Origin of the sequence: Marispirochaeta aestuarii (assembly GCF_002087085.1) — a bacterium.
In the GTDB taxonomy this organism is placed as follows: domain Bacteria; phylum Spirochaetota; class Spirochaetia; order JC444; family Marispirochaetaceae; genus Marispirochaeta; species Marispirochaeta aestuarii.
On the sequence record NZ_MWQY01000006.1, the window covers coordinates 93,892 to 112,955 of the forward strand.

Below are 19,064 nucleotides of genomic sequence, written 5' to 3' on the forward strand. Positions count from 1 at the left end.
AAAGTTAATTGACATTAACTCACTCCTCCGGTATAGTTAGGTAAATCTAACTTATTTCGGAGGACCATACCCATGAGACATTCCGATGGCAATACGATGATGACCCTGCGGACCCCCGCAGATCTCCGGACCGGCCGCAGCTGCCGGGTCAGCGCCCTGGGAAAAGGGCGGAGTTTCAGGGCCCGCATGGTATCCCTGGGAATCCGCCCGGGAGCGATACTCACCGTTGTCGGCGGACACGGAGCGGGTCCCAGGCTCCTTCAGGTGGGACCTCAGCGTGTGATGATCGGAGCGGAGATGGTCCGTCATATCTTTGTAACGGAGGAACCATACAATGAATAAAGACCGGACCCTGCATCTGGCGCAGATGCGCCCCGGCGAGACTGCGGTAATTACCGGTTACCTGGCGGGAGGCCGGGACTACCGCAGAAAGCTTCTCTCCTTCGGGCTGACCGCAGGCACCAGGATAACCCTGCTCAAGACGGCCCCCCTGGGGGATCCCGTGGAGATCTCCGTACGGGGCTACTCCTTGAGCCTGAGAAAAACCGAAGCGGCGGTACTGGAATTGAGGGGTGATGCATGAGCGCCACACTTACACGCATGAAGACCATCGCCCTTGCGGGAAACCCCAACTGCGGAAAAACAACGATCTTCAACGCCCTTACCGGATCCAGTGCCAAGGTGGGAAACTGGCCCGGTGTTACCGTGGAGCGTCGGGAAGGACGCCTTAAAGGAAGCTCTGCTGAAACAGCCGTTGTGGACCTTCCGGGGATCTACTCCCTCTCCGCCGAATCCGAGGACGAAAGGGTTGCCCGGGACTTTATCATAAGCGGCAGCGTGGATCTGGTAATCAGCATTGTCGATGCCGCCAACCTGGAACGCAACCTCTTTCTCACATCCACAATTCTGGAGAGCGGCATACCCACCGTGGTGGCCCTGAACATGATGGACGCGGCGAAAAAGAAGGGAATACGCATCGACCTCAAGGCGCTCTCTGATGAACTCGGCTGTCCGGTGCTTCCCCTTTCCGCCATACAGCCTGAAAGCCTGAAGAATTTCAGGAACGAACTGGACAGAACACTGAGCAGCGGTATCCCGGCTCCGAAGACCCGGATTAAATACAGCCCGGAAATCGAAAGCACCATTGGAAGCTGGTCGAAGAAACTCTCCGGTCCGGCCTCGGAACTGGGAGTCACCGACAGATTCATTGCACTGTCCCTGCTTGAGGAAGACCCCTTCATAACGGAACATTTTGGTCCCCTCCTCGGAGAAGAGGAGATTGAAAAGGCCCTTTCATCCATCGGTGATCTGGCGGGGACTACCGTGGATATGCTCATTGCCGACAACCGCTACTCCTGGATAAACTCCCTGTGCAATACAGCGACAAGCAGGAAGGAGGAGGGAACAAAGAGAGCCTCCAGGGGAGGACTGGATGCCATCCTGCTGCACCGCTTTCTCGGAATCCCGATCTTTCTGGGGGTCATGTACCTGGTTTTCTGGTTTACCATGGCCGTGGGGGGATCATTCATCGATTTCTTTGACATCCTTTTCGGCGGAATCTTTGTAGACGGCCTGGGGACCCTGATGGCAGGCCTGGGGAGCCCCGAATGGCTGACAGCCATAATCGCCGGAGGTATCGGGGGCGGAATTCAGACCGTATCCACCTTTATTCCCATCATCTTTACCATGTTCCTCATGCTCGCGCTTCTGGAGGATTCGGGATACATGGCCCGGGCCGCCTTCGTTATGGACAAGGCCATGCGGGCGATCGGACTTCCCGGCAAGGCCTTTGTCCCCATGCTGGTGGGTTTCGGCTGTACCGTCCCTGCGATCATGGCCACCCGGACCCTGGAGTCGAAACGTGACCGTTTTATGGCCATCTTTATGACTCCCTTCATGTCCTGCGGCGCACGGCTTCCTGTCTATGCCCTCTTTACCGCGGCCTTCTTCGGGAACCTTGCCGGGGGAGTGGTATTCTCCATCTACCTGGCGGGGGTACTTCTGGCGGTCCTTACGGGGCTGCTTCTCAAACACACCCTCTTCAAGGGAAAGCATACACCCTTTGTTATGGAGCTTCCCGCCTATCACAGCCCCAGAATGGGACACATCATGAACAGTGCGTGGAGACGGCTGAAGATCTACATGTTCAGGGCCGGAAAGGTAATAATCCTGGTGGTTCTTCTTCTTTCGGTACTGAATTCCTGGGGAACCGACGGGACCTTCGGCAACGAGGACTCGGAGGAGTCGGTACTCTCTGTCATAGGAAAAAGCATAACCCCCGTATTCACTCCCATGGGAATTGTGCAGGAGAACTGGCCGGCTACGGTCAGCCTTTTTACAGGGCTCTTTGCCAAGGAGGCTGTTGTGGGGACCCTGAACGCCCTCTACTCCCAGGAAAGCTTCGGAGGTGAAGAACCTGCAGAAGACGAAGAACCCTGGAGTCTGGCTGCCCTTACTGTCGAGTCCCTGGCCAGCATCGGTGAGAACCTGTCCGGGGTCCTGGATGGGCTGCTTGATCCCCTCGGTCTGGGGCTCATCTCCTCGGATGCCGATTCTCTGGCAGAGGAACTGGAAACCGATGACAGTGTATTCACCGGCTTACGGGACAATTTCAGCCCCGTCAGCGCCTATGCCTTCCTGCTCTTCATTCTCATCTACTTCCCCTGCGTGGCGGCCCTGGGTGCTGCGGTTCAGGAGACAGGAAAGGGCTACGGTACGGTGCTGGTCACCTACCTGACTCTCCTGGCATGGATTATCTCGACCCTGGTTTTCCAGATCCTCGAAGGAGGCTCCCTGCTCTGGATTACGGTGGCTCTGCTTCTTCTGGCTGGCATCTTTGTCAGTTTCACCCTTATGGGACGCGGACGGGAACGGCTACGCTATCCCGGCTGACAGTAGCCCTGGAATCAGAAATACTCAAGAATATCGCCACGCCTTCAAACACAGGGCGGGGCGATTCATTTTTTTAAGGCAGCTCTAAAAACTGCCCTTAGATGGAACAAAGATGGATATTGCGGTATTATCTGAACCAGACATGAAGAACACCGGAGACCTCGCGCTGCAGGAGTTGCATAAGCGCTTTCCCGCAGCCCTGGATTATCTGACAACAATCTTCCTGATCGACAGGGAATACGGAAAGGTTGCAAACAGTAAACTCGCCGCCCGCCTGGGAGTCTCAAAACCGGCGGTCAGCCAGGCTGTCGGCCGGCTGAAGCGCCACCACCTCGCGGACCAGGACTCCTACGGAACCATCCGGCTTACCCCGGAGGGCAGGATCTATGCGACCCGCATACTGAAGCGGCACTATCTGATAGAGCATCTCCTGATCCTGCGCCTGGACTACCCCTGGGACAAGGCCGACGATGAGGCCCTCAGGCTCCAGGCTGCCATATCGGAAGAGTTCGCCGCTCATCTTTTCGAGACCTTTGGGCGTCCCGACACATGCCCTCACGGGAATCCCTTTCCCGGCAGCCCCAGGGAGAAGGAGCTTCTGGATGCACCGAGGTTGAGTGAGGCCCGTGAAGGTTGCAGGACTGTTCTGTTGCGCATCACCGAAGAGGGGGAAGCCGTCGAAGGACTCCTCCATTTCTGCAATGAAAATCAGCTGCGCCCAGGGCGGGAACTTGAGATTTTGAAGAAAGCCGGAGACAATGTTCTGCTGGGCTGCTGTGAGGGCAGAACCATTACAATCCCTCAAGGATATGCCGTACATCTCAGGTACAGGGCGCTTCAGGACTGATCAGGTCTTGACCATTTCGACATAACCTGTGAAATTCCCGGGTATGATCCGACGATTTCTGCTTATTGCTCTCCTGTGCCTGCCGAGCATACTCACGGCCCATCCGCACATGTTTATCGATACCCGCCTGAAAATCGGCATTGAGGGGAACAGCCTCAGACAGGTCGAGATTACATGGTACTTTGACCCCATGTTTACCGCATCAATTGTCGGAGACTTCGACGGCGACCGTAACGGCGTATTCACTCCTGAAGAGACCAGGGAGGTACAGGAATATGCATTTTCCAATCTTGAAAACTACGACTATTTCACCTTCCTCGAGCTGAACGGAACGACCCATGTACCCCGGCGAATAGAGAACTTCAGGGTCTTCGTGGAAAACCGGCAGCTTGTCTACCGTTTCTCCATTCCCTTTGACCTGGAGCTTAAGGAGAAGAAATTCGCCATAGCCATTTATGATGAAACCTATTTCTGCGACATTCTCTTTCACGAAGAGGCCCCGGTTGAGTTTCAGGGCACCAGGCCGGCAGGCTGGGAGATAGTCGAGAACAGGGACAGGAGCATTAATTACGGCGGACCGGTCTCAGTCTCCAGGGAGGGCAAAGAGTATTCGGGTACCGCCTTTCCCCAGCAGCTCCAGGTCTCTCTGAGATAGAATATGACCAGACGAGCGCTGATCCTGCTGGCACTCCTTGCGGGATGCACGGCCATATTTCCCCAGAGCAATCCCTTTCTCTCCTCCGGTAATGGCAGCACCAGGGAAGAACCTGAAACCCGGGTCACAACCCCCGCAGCCCCGAGGCCTTCAAATCCAGTGCTTGCCCGCATATCCGCCGTACAGAGGAGACTTCAGCGCAGGATCTCATCTTCCCTCGAGAAAGCCTCGTCAGGGGAAGATCCCGCAGCCCTGTTGGTGCTTGCCGGCCTCGCCTTCCTCTACGGATTCATTCACGCCCTTGGACCGGGACACCGGAAAACGGTACTCCTGGGATACTTCCTCGGAGAAAAAGCCCGTCCCGCCGCCGGAATCGCCACGGGTATCCTCCTGGCCCTTGCCCATGCCGGAAGCGCCCTGATACTGGTAGGGGGATTTTCATGGCTGGCGGTCAATTCAATGCTTGTCTCCATAAACCGGGCGGAGCAGTACCTCTACCCGGCCACATACGGCATAATAAGCCTGCTGGGTATCTGGATGCTTGTGCAGGGAATCCGGGAGTTCCGCGGCCGCGAACACGCAGGTTCCGGGCGCTCCGTCAATGCCGGTACCGGCGGGATTATACTCTCGGGACTGGTACCCTGTCCCGGGGCTTCGGCCATAATGATTTTTTCCATCGCCTCCGGAGGCATCTGGATCGGGATTATCGCGGTGCTTGCCATGTCCCTGGGAATGGGAATTGTGCTGGCCGGAATCGGACTCGTGAGCATTCTCTTTCGCGGAAGGATAGCCACCCTTATCAATGATGGGAATACCGGGAGGCGACTGGAACTAGTCCTCCATATGGGAGGGGGAATCCTCGTCGCCGGCTTCGGGCTCCTGCTTCTGGCGGGAAGCCTTTGAGGCTGAGCCGTTCTTTATTCTCGCAGAAATCTCCTCGAGAATTTCATCATAGCCTCCCGGGACATGGGGTTTTATACAGGGACTGCAGTCCTTGACCCCATCTTCGGTCAAAGTGTAGCTCCCGCCGCAGTCGGGGAACCAGTAGAGGGGGCAGAAACAGAAGAGGCAGTTTATCTCTTCAATCCCTTTGTGGCAGGGATAATACCTGCATTTCCGGTTGCTGAACCAGCGATAGCTTTCCTTCTGCATAGATAAAGGCAGTATACTCAGACCCTCTCTTCGTATGCAACGGGGCCCAGTCGGAGTTCCCAGCGGGTTCCCTCGTCCCTCGTATACTCCATATGGCCATTCAGCTGGGTTTCCACGATACTGTAGACAAGTGCCAGACCGAGGGTTTTCGATGACAGGGGATCAAAATCCTTCGGTAGTCCTACACCGTTATCGCTGAGGGTAAGAAGGATTCCCTCTCCCTGAATATTCCGCAAGCCGATTTCAATCCAGCCTGTCTCTCCTTTCGGAAAGGCATGCCTGACGGCATTTACCAGAAGTTCATTCACAACAAGACCAAGAGGTACCGCGACATCGACAAGACTATCAACTGATTCGAGATTATAGCGGAAGCGGATCCCCTTTGTTTCATCGTCGAAGGTGCTGCGGACAAGTTCGGTGAGCTCAAGAATATACTCCTTCAGATCTATTCTTGACAGGTTCTCCGACTCATACAGACGATGATGCACCAGAGCCATGGAGTGAATCTTGGCTTCTATATCCTGGAGAATATCCTGCATATTCACATCTTCGAGGCCTAATCGGCGCATGGCGACCATGGAGGCAATAACCTGCATCGTGTTCTTCGTTCGATGGTACAGTTCCCGAAGCAGGGTACTCTTTTCGTTGAGAGCCCGTTCAAGCTGGCGTCGTACCATTACGGCATCTGTTATGTCCCGGGAGATCCCACAGATACCGATAATCTCTCCCGCGTCATCCCTGACCGGGACCCTGATGGTCTCCAGATTCCGCTGCCGTCCGGCGGAATCCCGGATATTTTCTTCACGGCAGGGCTCTCCCTCCAGGACCTTGCTTTCAATGCGTCGGCTGTCCCGGGCATCCTGCAGATCAAAAAGGTCTTCATCCGTGAGCCCGATGAGTTGGTCCCTGTCCCTGCCCGTGAACTGCAGGTATGCCGAATTGGCGTGAGTATAAAAGAGATTCCGGTCTTTCAGGAATATCATATCCTCCGCTGACTCGATAATCGCATTGAGCCGGGCGTCCCTGCGCTGCAGCTCATCCAGGGCTTCCTTTTTTTCGGTGATATCGATGACGGTTCCTTCTGCAGCGATTACTTCTCCCGATTCATTCAGTATGGTTCTGGTCCTGTCCTCCACCCAGTAGATCCGGCCTTGAGGATCTACGAGACGGTACTCCTGGGTAAACCCCTCCCTCTTTTCCCGAACAGCCTGTTCCACTTCCCCGGAGACCCGTATCCGGTCCATGGGATGGACGATGTCTCCGTACAGCACGCTTCCATCCAGAAAATCCCCGGCCCTGTAACCAAAGCGGCTGACATTCTCACTTACATAGGAGACGGGCCAGCCCCTGGAAAGCTCCCAGCGAAACAGTACAATGCGGCTGTTGCGTACGATCTTGTCAGCCTTGAGGAGCCTCCGGGCCATCTCTTCCCGTTCGTCTCGGACATCCAGGGAATGCAGGGCATAGGCTATATCCTCTCCCAGAGCATCCAGGAGTTCTTCTTCAACCTTGTCTCCGAAGAATAGAGAAGGAAGAGATACAGTGAGAAATCCGAAGAACCGGCCCATGTACATAAGAGGAACAGAATACGCACATCTGTCCTTGTAACTCCCCGCAAGGGGACAGTGAAGACACGACTCTGAAGGACTCATCACCGAGTAGGCCGACTCTCTTTCCATGGCATATCGTCCGCAATCCGGCAGATCTCCCGATTCCAGCAGTTTAATCATCGGCAAGGAGGACTCTCCGAGCCCGGACTCGAAGAAGTTGGAAAAGCTTCCGTTCTGATCGAACAGGGCTATCCAGGCATTATAGTAGCTCCGGGTCTCGGTAAGGGTCCCGCATATCCGCCGCATCATGGAGCTCCGCTCCGACTCCCGGACAATCAGCTGGTTCACCCGGCCTACAGCCTCAAGAACACGGTTAATCTGAGCCAGACGGGCTTCCGCGGTATCCCGTCTCTGGATTTCCGCCCGCAGTTCCGCCGTGCGAAGGGCAACCTGACGGCGCATAAGCTGAACCCACAACAATGCGGCTGCTGCAACAAGCAGAAGCGGACCCACCACATAGGAGGCATAACGTAGAGCGTCCGGCATCTCTATTGCCCTGGGTTCGAGAGGACCAATCCACCTGTCGTAGAGTTTCCGATATTCTCCCCTCTGTTTGAGAATACTCAGCCCCTCAATGAATGCGGTCAGCAGCTCCCTGCGGCCCTCGGGCACCGCGAAGCAGTATTCCGTCTCGTGGTAAAGGTCTCCACCCGCTTCTATTCCCTGTATACCCTGCTCTTTCAGATAATAGAGAATGGGGAGACGGGCTCCGGCGAGGTAATCCCCCCGGCCATCGGAAAAAAGAGTCAAAGCCTGGGCCAGAGAGTCGGTCCTGATCAGGCCGGCTGAAAAGCCTTCCGCACTCAGATGATCATCCATAATGTCACCGCGCATTACGATTATGCTTTTCCCTGTCAGATCACTGAGGGTTGATGCCGCAGGTCCGCCGGAACGGTTAAAGAGGGTCTGATGGATCTCAGCAAAGGGCTGGGAGAAATCGACCTTGAGGTCCCGTTCACTGCTGAAAAACATTCCTGCAGCGGCATCGATTTCTCCTGCTTCCAGCTGGGACCGGATCTCTATCCAGGGGGCAACGCGCAGTTCCGCCTTGAATCCCATAACTTCCGCAATCGCCCTGGTCAGGTCAATGGAAAACCCCACGGTCTCCCCTGTATCGCCGGTAAATGAAAAGGGGGGATAATCGGTCTCACAGACGATTACATGAACCGTCTTTTCCGCGTCGGATAGATCCCGGGCAAAGACGGGGGCAATCAGAAGGAGGATCAGAAACAGATGAATCCCAGCTCGTTTAAACTGCAATTCCTTCGCGCAAGGCATCGGTCGTTCCTCCCTGGAATAGTATAGATACACCCCGGAGCATTCGCAAATCTCCACGGGCGGAAAACTTCCCCGCGGGGTATTGGCATCCACCGGGGCAAAGGGGTAATCTACACGCCGCAGAAGAATTGGAGGCATCCATGCGTTTTATTCCCGAAAACTCTTCAGTTGTCTATTCCCGTCATCAGCATACAAAAACCCCGCAGTCCCTGTCCGGACGCTGGCCCCAGGAAAACGACGATCTCAAGCTTGTGCTTGAAGAGGAGAGGGAGAACGAATCACCCCGCTATCGTTTTGTTCTGAGCGCCAGACAGGATCTTTTTATTCGCACCCTCAGCCTGACCGGAAGACTGGAAGGAACCCTGCGTCCCGTTTCCCTGCTGAGTGAGGGCGGCCAGTCCCGGAGCCATGTCGAGATTCTTGGTCCTGCGGACAGACAGATTTCCGCCGGATCTCCCTGGGTTCAGACAGGCGCTAAATCCGGAGAACACGTATCATCCGGTCTGGTCCTGCTCTCCGACGGGCTGAATCCCGACCTCATACTCGCCCAGGAAGCTCCTTTCCAGGAATATACCTCTTTTACGGTAAACAGCGGCAGGCAGCCGGTACGCATAAGCCTGATCTGGCACGTGGAACGGGCGGTGGAGGCGGCTCAGGTATATTCAACCGGCTGGACAGCCCAATCCTCCGGAACAGGTGAACTGCTGCTGCGGGAATGGAGCATCCGGAATGCCGGGAAGCTCCCCGCCAGGACCGCCCCGAAACAGGAGCCTCCGATGCTGTGCTGTCCGATGCAGCGCAGATCCGCGGAACTTACTGTGGACTATCTTCGCCGCCAACTGAACGCCGCCCGGGAAAAGCAGATTCCCTTCGACGTCATTATGATCGAAGAAGGATGGCAGAGGTCAATCGGCGACTGGACTGCCACATCAGAGCAGTTTGGTGCGGATCTTCCCAGGATTTCCCGGGAAATCGGAGAAGCCGGTTTTACCCCCGGATTGTGGCTTGCTCCCTTTGTCGCTGCCAGGGAATCCGACCCGTTCACGAACCCCGGATGGCTGCTGCGGAACGAGAAAGGTAAACCCGTGGAAGCTGACTGCTATCCGCGGCGGAAAACGAGAATGTTCGCACTGGATATTACACACCCCGAGGTGGCCGAGCACATCGCAGGGATCATCAGGACCCTCACCCGGGAGTGGGGCTTTAAATATCTCAAGCTCGATTTTCTTGAAGCCGCTTCCCTCAAGGGAAAACGCCATAACGATAAACTCACCCCCGCCCAGATCCTTACCCGCGGACTGCAGCAGATCCGGGAAGCTGCGGGAGACGACGTGCATCTTGCCGGAAGCGGACTTCCCTTTCCGGCAGGGGCTGGAGTTCTTGATTCCGTAAACGTCAGCCCGGAGATTCTGCCGCAGCAGAAAAAAGCGCGGCTTTCCAGAATGATGAATGCCCGGACTGCCCGGGATGAGGGCCGGTTCATACAGAATCTGGTACTTCGAAGCCACTTAAACAGGACTTTCTGGTTCAATGACGCTGCATACCTGAGTTTTCTGTACCCCGGCGCTGAAAACGGCACCAGGGAAGCAGAGGAACTCTCTACAGCAGTTACCCACAGCGGAGGAAGCCTCTTTGTATCCGATGATCTGAGCCTCTATGGAGAGGAGGAGATCGCCCGGATCAAAAACAGCGTTACGGCAGCCAGGGAACTCAGCACGGGGCAGACGACTCCTCTGCGGATCTTCAGCGATCCGGGAATCTGCACGGTTTATAATGATCAGGGATGCATAGTCATTTTCAATCTCAACCAGACTGAAAGCACCATCGAACTGAGGCTGTCGCCTTACAGAAAGCTTTTGGAACCCTATAATTCCTACCGCCCCTTTGAAGGTGCCGAGGACCATCCCCTGGAAGCGCCTCGAAACATTACCCTGAAACCCCGGGAATACAAACGGATACTGCTGCGCAGTGTTTAATCGTAACTGCCCTGAAAACATGACAAGCGCTTTTCAGGGCTGCCCTTTATATCTCCTGCAAAGCGAAGGGAATTGTTTCAGATAAAAATTTGAAATTCCCTGCTCACTTCATATACTAGTGTGAAGGGGGCCATATATGAAACTCAAACAGCAATTTCTGCTAATCGTAGGAATTCCCATCCTCGGAATTCTTTTAATATTTGTGACAGGATACTACAGCTTTACCAGTCTGGGCAAAGAGGTTGACTTCCTTACTGCCATCCAGCAGGACCGCGCCACCCTGCTCAACGCCGACAGGGACGCCTTCCAGGGTTTTCTGGCGGAGAGAATGGCCCTGGACTCCACGGATATACAAGAACTGGAAAGCCTGGATGCGGACAACCTGGAAAACCTCGATCAGGCCTGGGAACGGGCCGTCGGCCCCTCGAAGAATTTTACCCGGGACATGGAGCCGGAGTTCGAGCGTTTCACGCAGGAATATGAAAAATGGAAAGAGAGGAGCCGGGCCATACTCAGCATAGCTGTATCGACGGCGGACGAGATGGTCCTGATCCAGGAGGCAGCGGACCGGACCTCTGCGGCCTTCGATGAAATGCGGGAACTGATCAACCTGCTGGGAGAAAACATCGACGGGCTGTTGAGCGGCAATCTGAGTGCGGCCCGCAGGCGCAGTCTGGAACAGGCCCTCTCCCTGACATTGAATGCGGACCGGGACGCCTATCAGGCCTACGTGGCCCGCCTTCGCGCACTGAGTGCGACAAGCCAGAAGGATCTTGACCTCTTTACCGGGGAGAACGAAGAGAATATCCAGCAGACCCTGGAACGCTTTACCAGCGCCGTCGATATTGTCGGCTCAGGGACAGCCCAGCTGGCACAATCCTTTTCTTCGGCTTCCGAGGCATGGATCAGGGAGAGTAACACGGTATTTTCCAAACTGCATGAGGTTTTCGACGATAAAGACGAGCAGGCACGCCTGGCTGTGGAAAGTGACGAGGCCTTCAACACCATGAGAACCTCCATAGACGTCCTGGGGAACCTGCAGGAAGAGCGGGCTCTGCAGGAAATCGAAAACATGAATACAATGATTGCCCGGACCCTCTGGATCTATATAATTGTCGTTCTTGTGGCCGTCGCGGCATCCCTGCTGATCGTCATTCTTCTTGCCTCCGCCCTGCTCAAGGCAATCCGGATCTCCGTGGAGGCGGCGGAACGCATAACCCAGGGAGACCTTACCGCAAGTATCGATATTCAGCGCAGGGACGAAATAGGGACCCTGGCCGCCGGTCTCAGATCGATGATAGCCAGACTTAAACGGATCGTCGGAGAAATCCGTCAGTCCGCCCAGAATATATCCCTGGGCAGTGACGAAATAGCCAAGAGTTCCCAGCAGCTCTCCCAGGGAGCCACCGAACAGGCCTCCAACTCCGAGGAGATCTCCGCCTCCATGGAACAGATGGGCGCCAACATTCAGCAGAACGCGGACAACGCCTCCCAGACAGAGAAGATAGCCCAGCGGGTTGCGGAGGATGCCAACCAGAGCGGAGAAGCGGTGGGTAAGACCGTGGAGGCCATGAAGCAGATTGCCGAAAAGATCGGCATCATCGAGGAAATCGCCCGGCAGACCAACATGCTTGCCCTGAATGCGGCCATAGAGGCCGCCCGGGCGGGAGAACAGGGCAAGGGCTTTGCGGTGGTTGCCGCAGAGGTCCGTCGTCTTGCCGAACGCAGCCAGAATGCCGCCGCGGAGATCAGCGAGCTCTCCTCCAGTTCCGTGGAGATCGCCGAAACCGCCGGAGAGCTGCTGACCAAGCTGGTTCCGGACATCCGGAAGACCGCGGAGCTGATCCAGGAGATCAGCTACTCCAGCAACGAGCAGAAGAGCGGGGTGGAGCAGACAAACAGCGCAATGATGCAGCTGGATTCCATAACCCAGCAGAACGCCTCCTCGGCGGAGGAACTCTCCTCCACCTCCGAGGAGCTCTCCTCCCAGGCGGAGGGTCTGGTGGCAATGATCAATTTCTTTACCCTTGACCAGGACCAGGGTCCTTCCGTTCAGACTCCCAAACTGCTGCCCAAAGAGACGGTCTCCATGGATATGGAAGACGAGGAGGAGTTTGAGGAATTCTAGACAGGGCATCGGCTTCCCCTGATCAGGGTATCTTCCTCCAGGATTCAGCCGACCTCAGCCAGCCAGGCATTCAGATTCTCCTGCCTGGCCCGGGCTTCGCTGTTTCCGCCCGTGAAGGTACCCAGCTTTTTTTCCCCCTGTATGCGTCCGTCCAGCATGAAGAGCACCCGTTCACTCCTGGCCGCCACCCTCGAATCATGGGTAACCAGTACAATCGTCGTTCCGCCGCTGTGCACATCCTTGAGAATATCCAGGATCTCTGCGGCGGATCCGGAATCCAGAGCCCCCGTGGGCTCATCCCCGAAGATCACCGCCGGCTCGTTGATCAGACTTCGGCAGATACCGACCCTCTGCAGCTGTCCCCCGGAAGCCTGATCGACGGAGTTGCCGGCCAGGGAACCTATTCCCGTACGCTCCATCAGATACCGGGCCCGACGGTCGATTTCAGAGCGCCCGCGCACACCCTCGGCATAGGCGGGCAGACTGATATTATCCAGAAGGTTCAGGTTTTTCAGCAGATGTATCTGCTGAAATATGAAACCCATCTTACCGAGCCTGAGGCGGGAGAGCTCCTTTTCCTGCAGGCTGCTGATCTCCCGCCCGTTAAAGCATACCCGGCCGGAGCTGGCCCGGTCCATGCCGCTGATGGTATAGAGGAGGGTGGATTTACCGGAGCCGGAGGGCCCCATTATGGCGACAAACTCTCCCCTCCTGATCTCGAGGTCTATATCCTGGAGAACATTCACCCGCATATTCCTCCCCAGGGGATACCACTTATTCAGATTTTGTGTTTCAAGTACTGCATTCATATATTTCTCCTTGTTCCATCTATTCAACTGTTATTACCGATACGGTCTTTTTCAGAGAGCCTGCGATGCTCAGGACAGCCGCAGCAGCCACAAGGCCCATAAGCATGAGCGGCAGCATGCAGTATGCCTTCAGCGGATCGATCACGAAGCTGATTCCCGGCGCTCCCAGGAATCCCCAGATAAAACCAACGAAGCCCTGCCCCAGGGTATTTGCAAAGAGACTGCCCGCCGCAACTCCCGTTCCCAGCAAAATCAGTGCAGTACTCAGGTACTGAATCCGGACTGAGGCAGGAGTAAATCCGATACTCCGCATTACGGCGATACGCCCTGCATCCCTGGCAGCGAGCATACGAAAGAAGAGGCCGGTTATGAGGACCGCAATCAGGCTCCCCAGGGCGATGGCAGCCGTAATGAGCCGTGAAAGCTGAAGAATGGTAGAGCCCAGGGTCTGATCCAGGTAACTCTCAAGATGCGTAACCCGGGCGGAGGGAAGCAGAGCGCCGAGTTCCCCGGCCTTGGCCTGAACGTCAATTCCGGGACCAAGATCCAGAGCAAGGGTATATCCCAGGGGTAGCCCCGGAAAGCCTTTGAAAGAGGCCTTGGCGGTCCGTCCGCCGTTGGTAATGTCCTGGTAAATCCCGCTGATCCTCATCTCCCGGGTAGTATCGCCGGCTTTCAGAACCAGCGAATCGCCAATCTTCACATTCAGATCCCGGCTGTTGAGATATGAAACAGCCAGCTCGTCGCCGGAGACAGGTACAGTCCCTTCAAGATATTTCAGAGGGAAGAGGGAGTGGTTTCCGCTTTCCACCACCAGCGAAGCTCCATCATCCGGACTATCCGCAGTATCAGGCTCAAGTTCATAGCGGGACCGCATCATCAGGGCATACCCTTCTATATCGGGATCCATCTTCAGCAATCCCGTCAGCTCTTCAAGACCCGTTTCAGTTTCCCCTGCATACCGCAGGTCTATGCGGATGTCACTCCGAGCTATCCCCATGTAGGAGATAAAGTCGGGAGAAGCAAGGGTGGTCAGAAAATGGAAGGGGATCAGGATGATCAGAGCAGAGAAGAAATAGACCAGGAACAGCAGAGCAAAAAGCCTGGGGCGCTGCAAGATATCCCGAAGACCAAGTGCCACGTTAAGGTTTATACCCCGAAAAACCTTCAGAGGCAGAGGCCTCCTTCTGCCGGAAGCGTCCCCCACAGACCCGGAGCGGAGGGCTTCAACCGCGCTTACAGCTTCAAAGCGGCGAAAAACCGGCAGAAGAAGCAGAAAGGCAAACAGAAGAATCCCCGCGGCTGCACTCAGGGAAGCAAGATAGCGGGATGTCTCCGACGGAGCCTGCCCGATACTGAACAGAATATTTGAAGTGAGTACCGGGTTACAGAGAAGTGAGGCAAGGCTTCCGCCCAGAGCGGCAAGCCCGCTGATAAAAAGATATTTGACCAGAAAGATCCTTCGTATCGTCCTCCTCGGTAAGCCCACGGCCTTCATAACCCCGATCTCCCGGTAATCCTCCTCTATGGAGCCGAGGATGATAAAACGCAGACAGAGGACCGCAATGATCAGCAGGAGAAGACTCAGGATTCCCAGGACCACTGCCATGATTCCGTCGCTTATGCTGTTGAGCACATAGAATATGCGATAATCCACCGCCGGACCTGATTTCGGCAGATCCGTCTTCTGCCAGGCTTCGCTGAACTCATCGATCCGCGAGGAATCGCTAAGGCGAAAGCTGATCAGATACTCCCTGTCCGGAAAAATCTCCTCCAGCTCCCGGAAATCCGCTCTGTTCATCAGGAAGCGTTTGGAATGAACCACCGCTGGATTCATCTGGGCATCCCGCACAAGGAGGGATACCCGGAAATCCCGTTGTATTCCGGAATGTGTCAGGCTGACATGATCGCCGACTCTTACCCCCTTTTCCCGGGCATAATAGACGGGTACCCCTATTTCTCCCCTGGCCGGCTCAGGGATCAGGTTTTTCATATCCAGCAGATAATCAAAACGGGGATTCTGGACCACGAGACTGATATCCATAATGCTGTTTGTCTCGGCTTCATCGGCGCCGGAAAACCTCAGGGATGCACCATCGATGCTGATCATCCCGGAGATCTGGCAGTCTTCCACCAGGCCCCTGCTCCCTGCCCAGGAAGCGATCTCTTCAGCCTCAGCGGCAGACAGCCTCCCTCCGTGCATCTGCACAAAATGGGGGGCTTTGGCGGTGCTGAAAAAAAGACGCAGGGATCCTGCAAGGTCGCTTATAAGTCCTGCGCCCCCTGCGGCCAGAAGGGCCGAGAGAAAGATAAAAATAAAGACGACCAGCAGCGAAGCTTTCCGCCGCGACAGGTCCCGGAGGAGAATTCTTGAAAGGATCATATGCTGCAGCCCTCCTGCCGTCTCTCCTGCCTCCTTTCCGGCCAGACCGAACAGAGCCAGCGCAGAGCAACAAGCCAGGAGGTCAGGGTCAGGCCGAAACCGGCGATGATCAGCATCAGGGCGATACCTCTTCCCGGCCCTGTACCGATCAGACGTCCAAGGGTCGAAGCCAGAGCCCCATGGTCCACAAGAAGAGGGATAAAGAGACGGTCCGCCAGGAGTCCTGAGCTGGTGTAGGCGACAATGTAGCCGGTCTGGGTTATCAGACCGATCAGTCCCCAGACACGTCCCTGAAAATTGCCGGGGACGGATGTACGGATAAGGACCTCGGCCCCGGTATTGATAAAGGGCAGACAGAAAAAGAACAGAAAGAAGCTGAGACTTATCCAGACAAGCCCGGTGCTGAAGCCCATCATTCCAAGAAAGATTCCCGCCCCTCCAAGACTGAGGGCAATAAGTATATCCAGCCTCTGGGGCAGACCGAGAAGACCGATCAGAATCCCCCCGATGAGCATTCCCGAAGCGGAGAGAGCCTGGACCGTCCCCAGGGTTCCCGGATCGTAGAGACTGAGCATCATCGGTCCGAAGAGAACCTGCAGCATTCCCACAAAGAGGGTGACAATCGAGAGCAGGAGCACCGTCTCCATGACCTGTCTCCTGTCCTGCAGGCAGGCAATCCCATCCTTCAGGTCGGCGAATATATCCTGACGTCCTGTCAATTCTTCCGCGGGTCGCATACCGGGAATAGAGCAGGCTGCAGCCACGGCCAGGGCGAAACTGCCGATATCCAGGAGCAGAATGATTTCTAGACCCCCGGCGGTCAGCAGAAAACCCGCGGCCAGGGGCGCCAGCAGATACTGAGCCGAGGACGCCAGCTGAACCAGGGCACCTCCCCTGGCGAACTGCTGTGCATCCAGAAGATCAGTCAGGGAAGCCTTGTACGCCGGATTCTGAAGCGCGGTAAATACCGAGCTGACAGCTATCCATAAAGAGGCTGTGCCCGGCGTCAAGGTCCCGGCCCTCAGGTGGAGCAGAATGGCGATTACCCCCGCGGCGGAACCAAGATCCCCGAGGATGATCAGTTTTCTGCGGTCCATCCGGTCCGCCAGCAGGCCGCCCGCCGGCCGCAGCAGAATCGACGGGATAAACAGAGCAGAGACAAGCAGGGCGACACTGCCCGCCCGGGATGTCTCGGTAAAAACATATACCCCCAGGGCAAAACCGGTCATACCAGTACCCAGGGCAGATATCAGCTGCCCCGCCCAGAGAACCAGAAAGGTGAACATGGATTTCCGTTTCATTCCTGCACCCCCTCAGAACTGCCAGAGACCGGCAAGGGAGACAAAATACCCGTCTCCGGTATCCGCAGTGGAGTCATCCTCCCAGCGCTCCCGGCCCTGAAAGGCGTATCCCCCGGTAAGCGCCAGGAATGTCAGATCCAGCCGGGCGAATACACCGTAGTAGTGAAGTTCATATGCCTGGTCATGATCTGCGGAAACAAAGGAGAGCACGTCGCTCTTTACACCCAGGTCAAAACCTGCAAAGTCCCCTGCGGGACTTTCAGAATCGAAAAAGCGGTATCCCAGGCTCGCTTCAAATATCAGATCCCGGACATCCCGGAACTCGTCGATCCGGAGATCGCCGTTGAACCTGATGCGCTGCTGCGGAAAAAGAGTGAATGCCAGGCTGGGACCGGTGATGAAATCGAATCCCGCCTCAAGAAGGGGTGACCGGTACTTCAGGCGCACGAAGGGCACCGGTATGACCGGAGAATCCAGACCGAAATCCGATACCCCCAGCCCCCCGCCGACAGCCAGGTTCACTCTGCTTCCGGACAGAATCTCATACCCGTAAACCGCCGCGGCCTGGAAGGTATCGAGTCCGCCGCTTACCGGCCGGTCAGACTCGCTCTTGAACAGACCGACAGCCTGGTGCCGGTTCCTGTCCATATCAAGCAGAAGCTCAATGCCGTGATAGGTATCGGAATAGGCCGGAGCCGGATAACCGTCAAAGACGCTCCGTGTATACAGGCCAACGAAGGATAGCGTTTCCCCCACAACAGCTCCTCCGGTGCTGATGGAATACGCTTCTTCGGAATCGAGGCGTATCAGTTCATACCCGAGCATGGGAACCAAGGCAGGCCTGTCGGCGCCTTCGCCGACAAGGGGAGCCTGCAGCAGCAGGGCAGACACAATACATACATAGAGAACAGAACATCCGTTTTTCATCGGAACCCCCTCAAAAAGTGCATTCTTTGAGTTAAGAGTAGCCGGGGGTTCGCGGTCTTCATATCGAACATTAATCGTAAAACAGGGAGAAAGGACCTACGTAATTAATACTAGGGGTCCGTAAAAGGATGTACTGAGAAGTTTTTCAGGTGTCTGCGGCGGCAGAGACCTAGGATCTGAGCTTGTTCAGGAGTTCCACCCGGCTCCTGGCGCCGGCTTTCTGATAGAGGTTATAGATGTGGGTGCGTACAGTGGCAGGAGAGATGAAGAGCCGGTGGGCGATCTCCTTGTTTGCCAGTCCATGGGCAATCATGACGGCTATCTCCGCCTCCCGGGGAGAGAGTCCCAGGGCCTGGACACGTTCCGGGGGTACGGCCTCCATAATCCCGGATCCTTCACCGACGGACCTGAACAGGCGCATCGCCGCACTCATGGAGACCATGTTCCAGGCCAGATAGTAGAGATGGTCCAGGGAAAAAGCCGCCAGCCAGTCGATTCCTGCAGACTGTATCAGGGACTCGAGAAAGCCTGCGGGGGCAAACACAAGCGTACACAGACCGTAGGCCTTAAGCAGGGAGCGAAGGACTGCGGGTTCCCTTGCATTTACCGATCTGATCGCAAGGAGCCCGAAGGAAGCCATGGCCAGGGCCGTCAGGAGGTGGCCCGCCAGATTCCATCCCCGGACACCCGTAAGGGCGATGATTCCCCCTCCGCTGCTGCCGGCCAGAAAAACCATCCCCATGTTTGCGGCGCTCTTGAGAATGACAAGGGAAACAAAGAACTGCCCCAAAATGGCAGGGGCCCTGGGAAGGGATGGAGGAGGCAGCATCCGCCGCATCAGAAGGAGAACGAGAACCCACAGGGCGGTATTCGTTCCCGTAGCCAGGAAGAGAAGCAGCCCGATTACTCCCTCGTCATGATCCCCCGGCATGCTCTGGAAATAGTAGATAAACATGACAAGGGCCATACCCAGGAGAAAAAGAGCCTGAATGGACAGCAGGTACGACAGAAGCCTGTTCCGCAGCCGGATGCGCATTAAAACGAGAGCGGCGCCGCCCATGAAGCCGGAGGCAAAGAAGAGGATATAGAAGACCATGATAAAGTTC

Annotated in this window: 15 protein-coding genes; 8 read left to right on the forward strand and 7 right to left on the reverse strand. The window is 56.0% G+C overall.

Going from position 1 to position 19,064, the window contains the following annotated elements; translation table 11 throughout:
• Positions 1–72: 72 nt before the first annotated feature.
• The 6 genes from B4O97_RS06645 to B4O97_RS06670 all read left to right on the forward strand — a co-directional run bounded on the left by B4O97_RS06645 (position 73) and on the right by B4O97_RS06670 (position 5,297).
• A complete protein-coding gene (locus tag B4O97_RS06645; RefSeq protein WP_083049405.1) occupies positions 73–342 on the forward strand; it encodes a FeoA family protein in 270 nt (89 codons plus the stop codon).
• Positions 335–583: a FeoA family protein gene (locus B4O97_RS06650; protein ID WP_198947027.1), complete on the forward strand. Its 249-nt coding sequence runs from the start codon at positions 335–337 to the stop codon at positions 581–583. Before B4O97_RS06645 ends, B4O97_RS06650 begins: the two co-directional genes overlap by 8 nt.
• A complete protein-coding gene (gene feoB, locus B4O97_RS06655; protein WP_083049407.1) occupies positions 580–2,892 on the forward strand; it encodes a Fe(2+) transporter permease subunit FeoB in 2,313 nt (770 codons plus the stop codon). Before B4O97_RS06650 ends, feoB begins: the two co-directional genes overlap by 4 nt.
• A 112-nt stretch (positions 2,893–3,004) precedes the next feature.
• Positions 3,005–3,739, forward strand: coding sequence for a metal-dependent transcriptional regulator (locus B4O97_RS06660; protein WP_083049408.1), 735 nt, complete (start codon positions 3,005–3,007; stop codon positions 3,737–3,739).
• A 43-nt stretch (positions 3,740–3,782) separates the two neighbouring features.
• Positions 3,783–4,394 (forward strand): DUF1007 family protein, encoded by a 612-nt coding sequence (locus B4O97_RS06665; protein WP_143305576.1) that lies wholly within the window; start codon positions 3,783–3,785, stop codon positions 4,392–4,394.
• Between the two features lie 3 nt (positions 4,395–4,397).
• Positions 4,398–5,297, forward strand: coding sequence for a nickel/cobalt transporter (locus B4O97_RS06670; RefSeq protein WP_083049411.1), 900 nt, complete (start codon positions 4,398–4,400; stop codon positions 5,295–5,297).
• Here B4O97_RS06670 and B4O97_RS06675 read toward each other — a convergent pair.
• A complete protein-coding gene (locus tag B4O97_RS06675) occupies positions 5,226–5,546 on the reverse strand; it encodes a cysteine-rich small domain-containing protein (RefSeq protein WP_083049413.1) in 321 nt (106 codons plus the stop codon). The genes B4O97_RS06670 and B4O97_RS06675 overlap by 72 nt on opposite strands.
• 17 nt (positions 5,547–5,563) lie before the next feature.
• Positions 5,564–8,434, reverse strand: a complete 2,871-nt coding sequence (locus tag B4O97_RS06680; protein ID WP_158084193.1) for a transporter substrate-binding domain-containing protein — start codon at positions 8,432–8,434, stop codon at positions 5,564–5,566.
• Positions 8,435–8,574: 140 nt separating this feature from the next.
• On the opposite strand from B4O97_RS06680, the gene B4O97_RS06685 reads away from it, so the two are divergent.
• Together B4O97_RS06685 and B4O97_RS19465 are read left to right on the forward strand one after the other, a co-directional pair.
• Positions 8,575–10,410, forward strand: a complete 1,836-nt coding sequence (locus tag B4O97_RS06685) for a glycoside hydrolase family 36 protein (RefSeq protein ID WP_083049416.1) — start codon at positions 8,575–8,577, stop codon at positions 10,408–10,410.
• Positions 10,411–10,546: 136 nt separating this feature from the next.
• The gene (locus tag B4O97_RS19465) at positions 10,547–12,538 is read left to right on the forward strand and encodes a methyl-accepting chemotaxis protein (protein ID WP_198947028.1); all 1,992 of its coding nucleotides are present in this window, start codon (positions 10,547–10,549) and stop codon (positions 12,536–12,538) included.
• Positions 12,539–12,582: 44 nt separating this feature from the next.
• Here B4O97_RS19465 and B4O97_RS06695 read toward each other — a convergent pair whose 3' ends face one another.
• The 5 genes from B4O97_RS06695 to B4O97_RS06715 form a co-directional block, all read right to left on the reverse strand.
• On the reverse strand, positions 12,583–13,347 hold the full coding sequence (locus B4O97_RS06695; protein ID WP_083049417.1) for an ABC transporter ATP-binding protein: 765 nt from the start codon (positions 13,345–13,347) through the stop codon (positions 12,583–12,585).
• A gap of 19 nt (positions 13,348–13,366) precedes the next feature.
• Complete coding sequence (locus B4O97_RS06700; protein WP_083049419.1) at positions 13,367–15,730, reverse strand: ABC transporter permease; 2,364 nt, start codon at positions 15,728–15,730, stop codon at positions 13,367–13,369.
• Positions 15,727–17,031 carry an MFS transporter gene (locus B4O97_RS06705; RefSeq protein ID WP_083049420.1) on the reverse strand — a complete coding sequence of 435 codons (1,305 nt, stop codon included), beginning with the start codon at positions 17,029–17,031 and terminating at the stop codon, positions 15,727–15,729. The genes B4O97_RS06700 and B4O97_RS06705 overlap by 4 nt, the downstream gene beginning before the upstream one ends.
• Before the next feature lie 12 nt (positions 17,032–17,043).
• A complete protein-coding gene (locus tag B4O97_RS06710; protein WP_083049422.1) occupies positions 17,044–17,958 on the reverse strand; it encodes a hypothetical protein in 915 nt (304 codons plus the stop codon).
• Between the two features lie 169 nt (positions 17,959–18,127).
• Positions 18,128–19,054: a helix-turn-helix domain-containing protein gene (locus tag B4O97_RS06715; protein ID WP_198947029.1), complete on the reverse strand. Its 927-nt coding sequence runs from the start codon at positions 19,052–19,054 to the stop codon at positions 18,128–18,130.
• Between the last annotated feature and the right edge of the window lie 10 nt (positions 19,055–19,064).

What these genes read in the sequence shown, in the direction of transcription:
- B4O97_RS06675 (WP_083049413.1), bottom strand. Translation starts at nt 5,546, where the DNA reads ATGCAGAAGGAAAGCTATCGCTGGTTCAGCAACCGGAAATGCAGGTAT.
- B4O97_RS06645 (WP_083049405.1), top strand. Translation starts at nt 73, where the DNA reads ATGAGACATTCCGATGGCAATACGATGATGACCCTGCGGACCCCCGCA.
- B4O97_RS19465 (WP_198947028.1), top strand. Translation starts at nt 10,547, where the DNA reads ATGAAACTCAAACAGCAATTTCTGCTAATCGTAGGAATTCCCATCCTC.
- B4O97_RS06665 (WP_143305576.1), top strand. Translation starts at nt 3,783, where the DNA reads ATGATCCGACGATTTCTGCTTATTGCTCTCCTGTGCCTGCCGAGCATA.
- B4O97_RS06650 (WP_198947027.1), top strand. Translation starts at nt 335, where the DNA reads ATGAATAAAGACCGGACCCTGCATCTGGCGCAGATGCGCCCCGGCGAG.
- B4O97_RS06670 (WP_083049411.1), top strand. Translation starts at nt 4,398, where the DNA reads ATGACCAGACGAGCGCTGATCCTGCTGGCACTCCTTGCGGGATGCACG.
- B4O97_RS06695 (WP_083049417.1), bottom strand. Translation starts at nt 13,347, where the DNA reads ATGAATGCAGTACTTGAAACACAAAATCTGAATAAGTGGTATCCCCTG.
- B4O97_RS06680 (WP_158084193.1), bottom strand. Translation starts at nt 8,434, where the DNA reads ATGCCTTGCGCGAAGGAATTGCAGTTTAAACGAGCTGGGATTCATCTG.
- B4O97_RS06660 (WP_083049408.1), top strand. Translation starts at nt 3,005, where the DNA reads ATGGATATTGCGGTATTATCTGAACCAGACATGAAGAACACCGGAGAC.
- B4O97_RS06705 (WP_083049420.1), bottom strand. Translation starts at nt 17,031, where the DNA reads ATGAAACGGAAATCCATGTTCACCTTTCTGGTTCTCTGGGCGGGGCAG.
- B4O97_RS06715 (WP_198947029.1), bottom strand. Translation starts at nt 19,054, where the DNA reads ATGGTCTTCTATATCCTCTTCTTTGCCTCCGGCTTCATGGGCGGCGCC.
- B4O97_RS06685 (WP_083049416.1), top strand. Translation starts at nt 8,575, where the DNA reads ATGCGTTTTATTCCCGAAAACTCTTCAGTTGTCTATTCCCGTCATCAG.
- B4O97_RS06710 (WP_083049422.1), bottom strand. Translation starts at nt 17,958, where the DNA reads ATGAAAAACGGATGTTCTGTTCTCTATGTATGTATTGTGTCTGCCCTG.
- B4O97_RS06700 (WP_083049419.1), bottom strand. Translation starts at nt 15,730, where the DNA reads ATGATCCTTTCAAGAATTCTCCTCCGGGACCTGTCGCGGCGGAAAGCT.
- feoB (WP_083049407.1), top strand. Translation starts at nt 580, where the DNA reads ATGAGCGCCACACTTACACGCATGAAGACCATCGCCCTTGCGGGAAAC.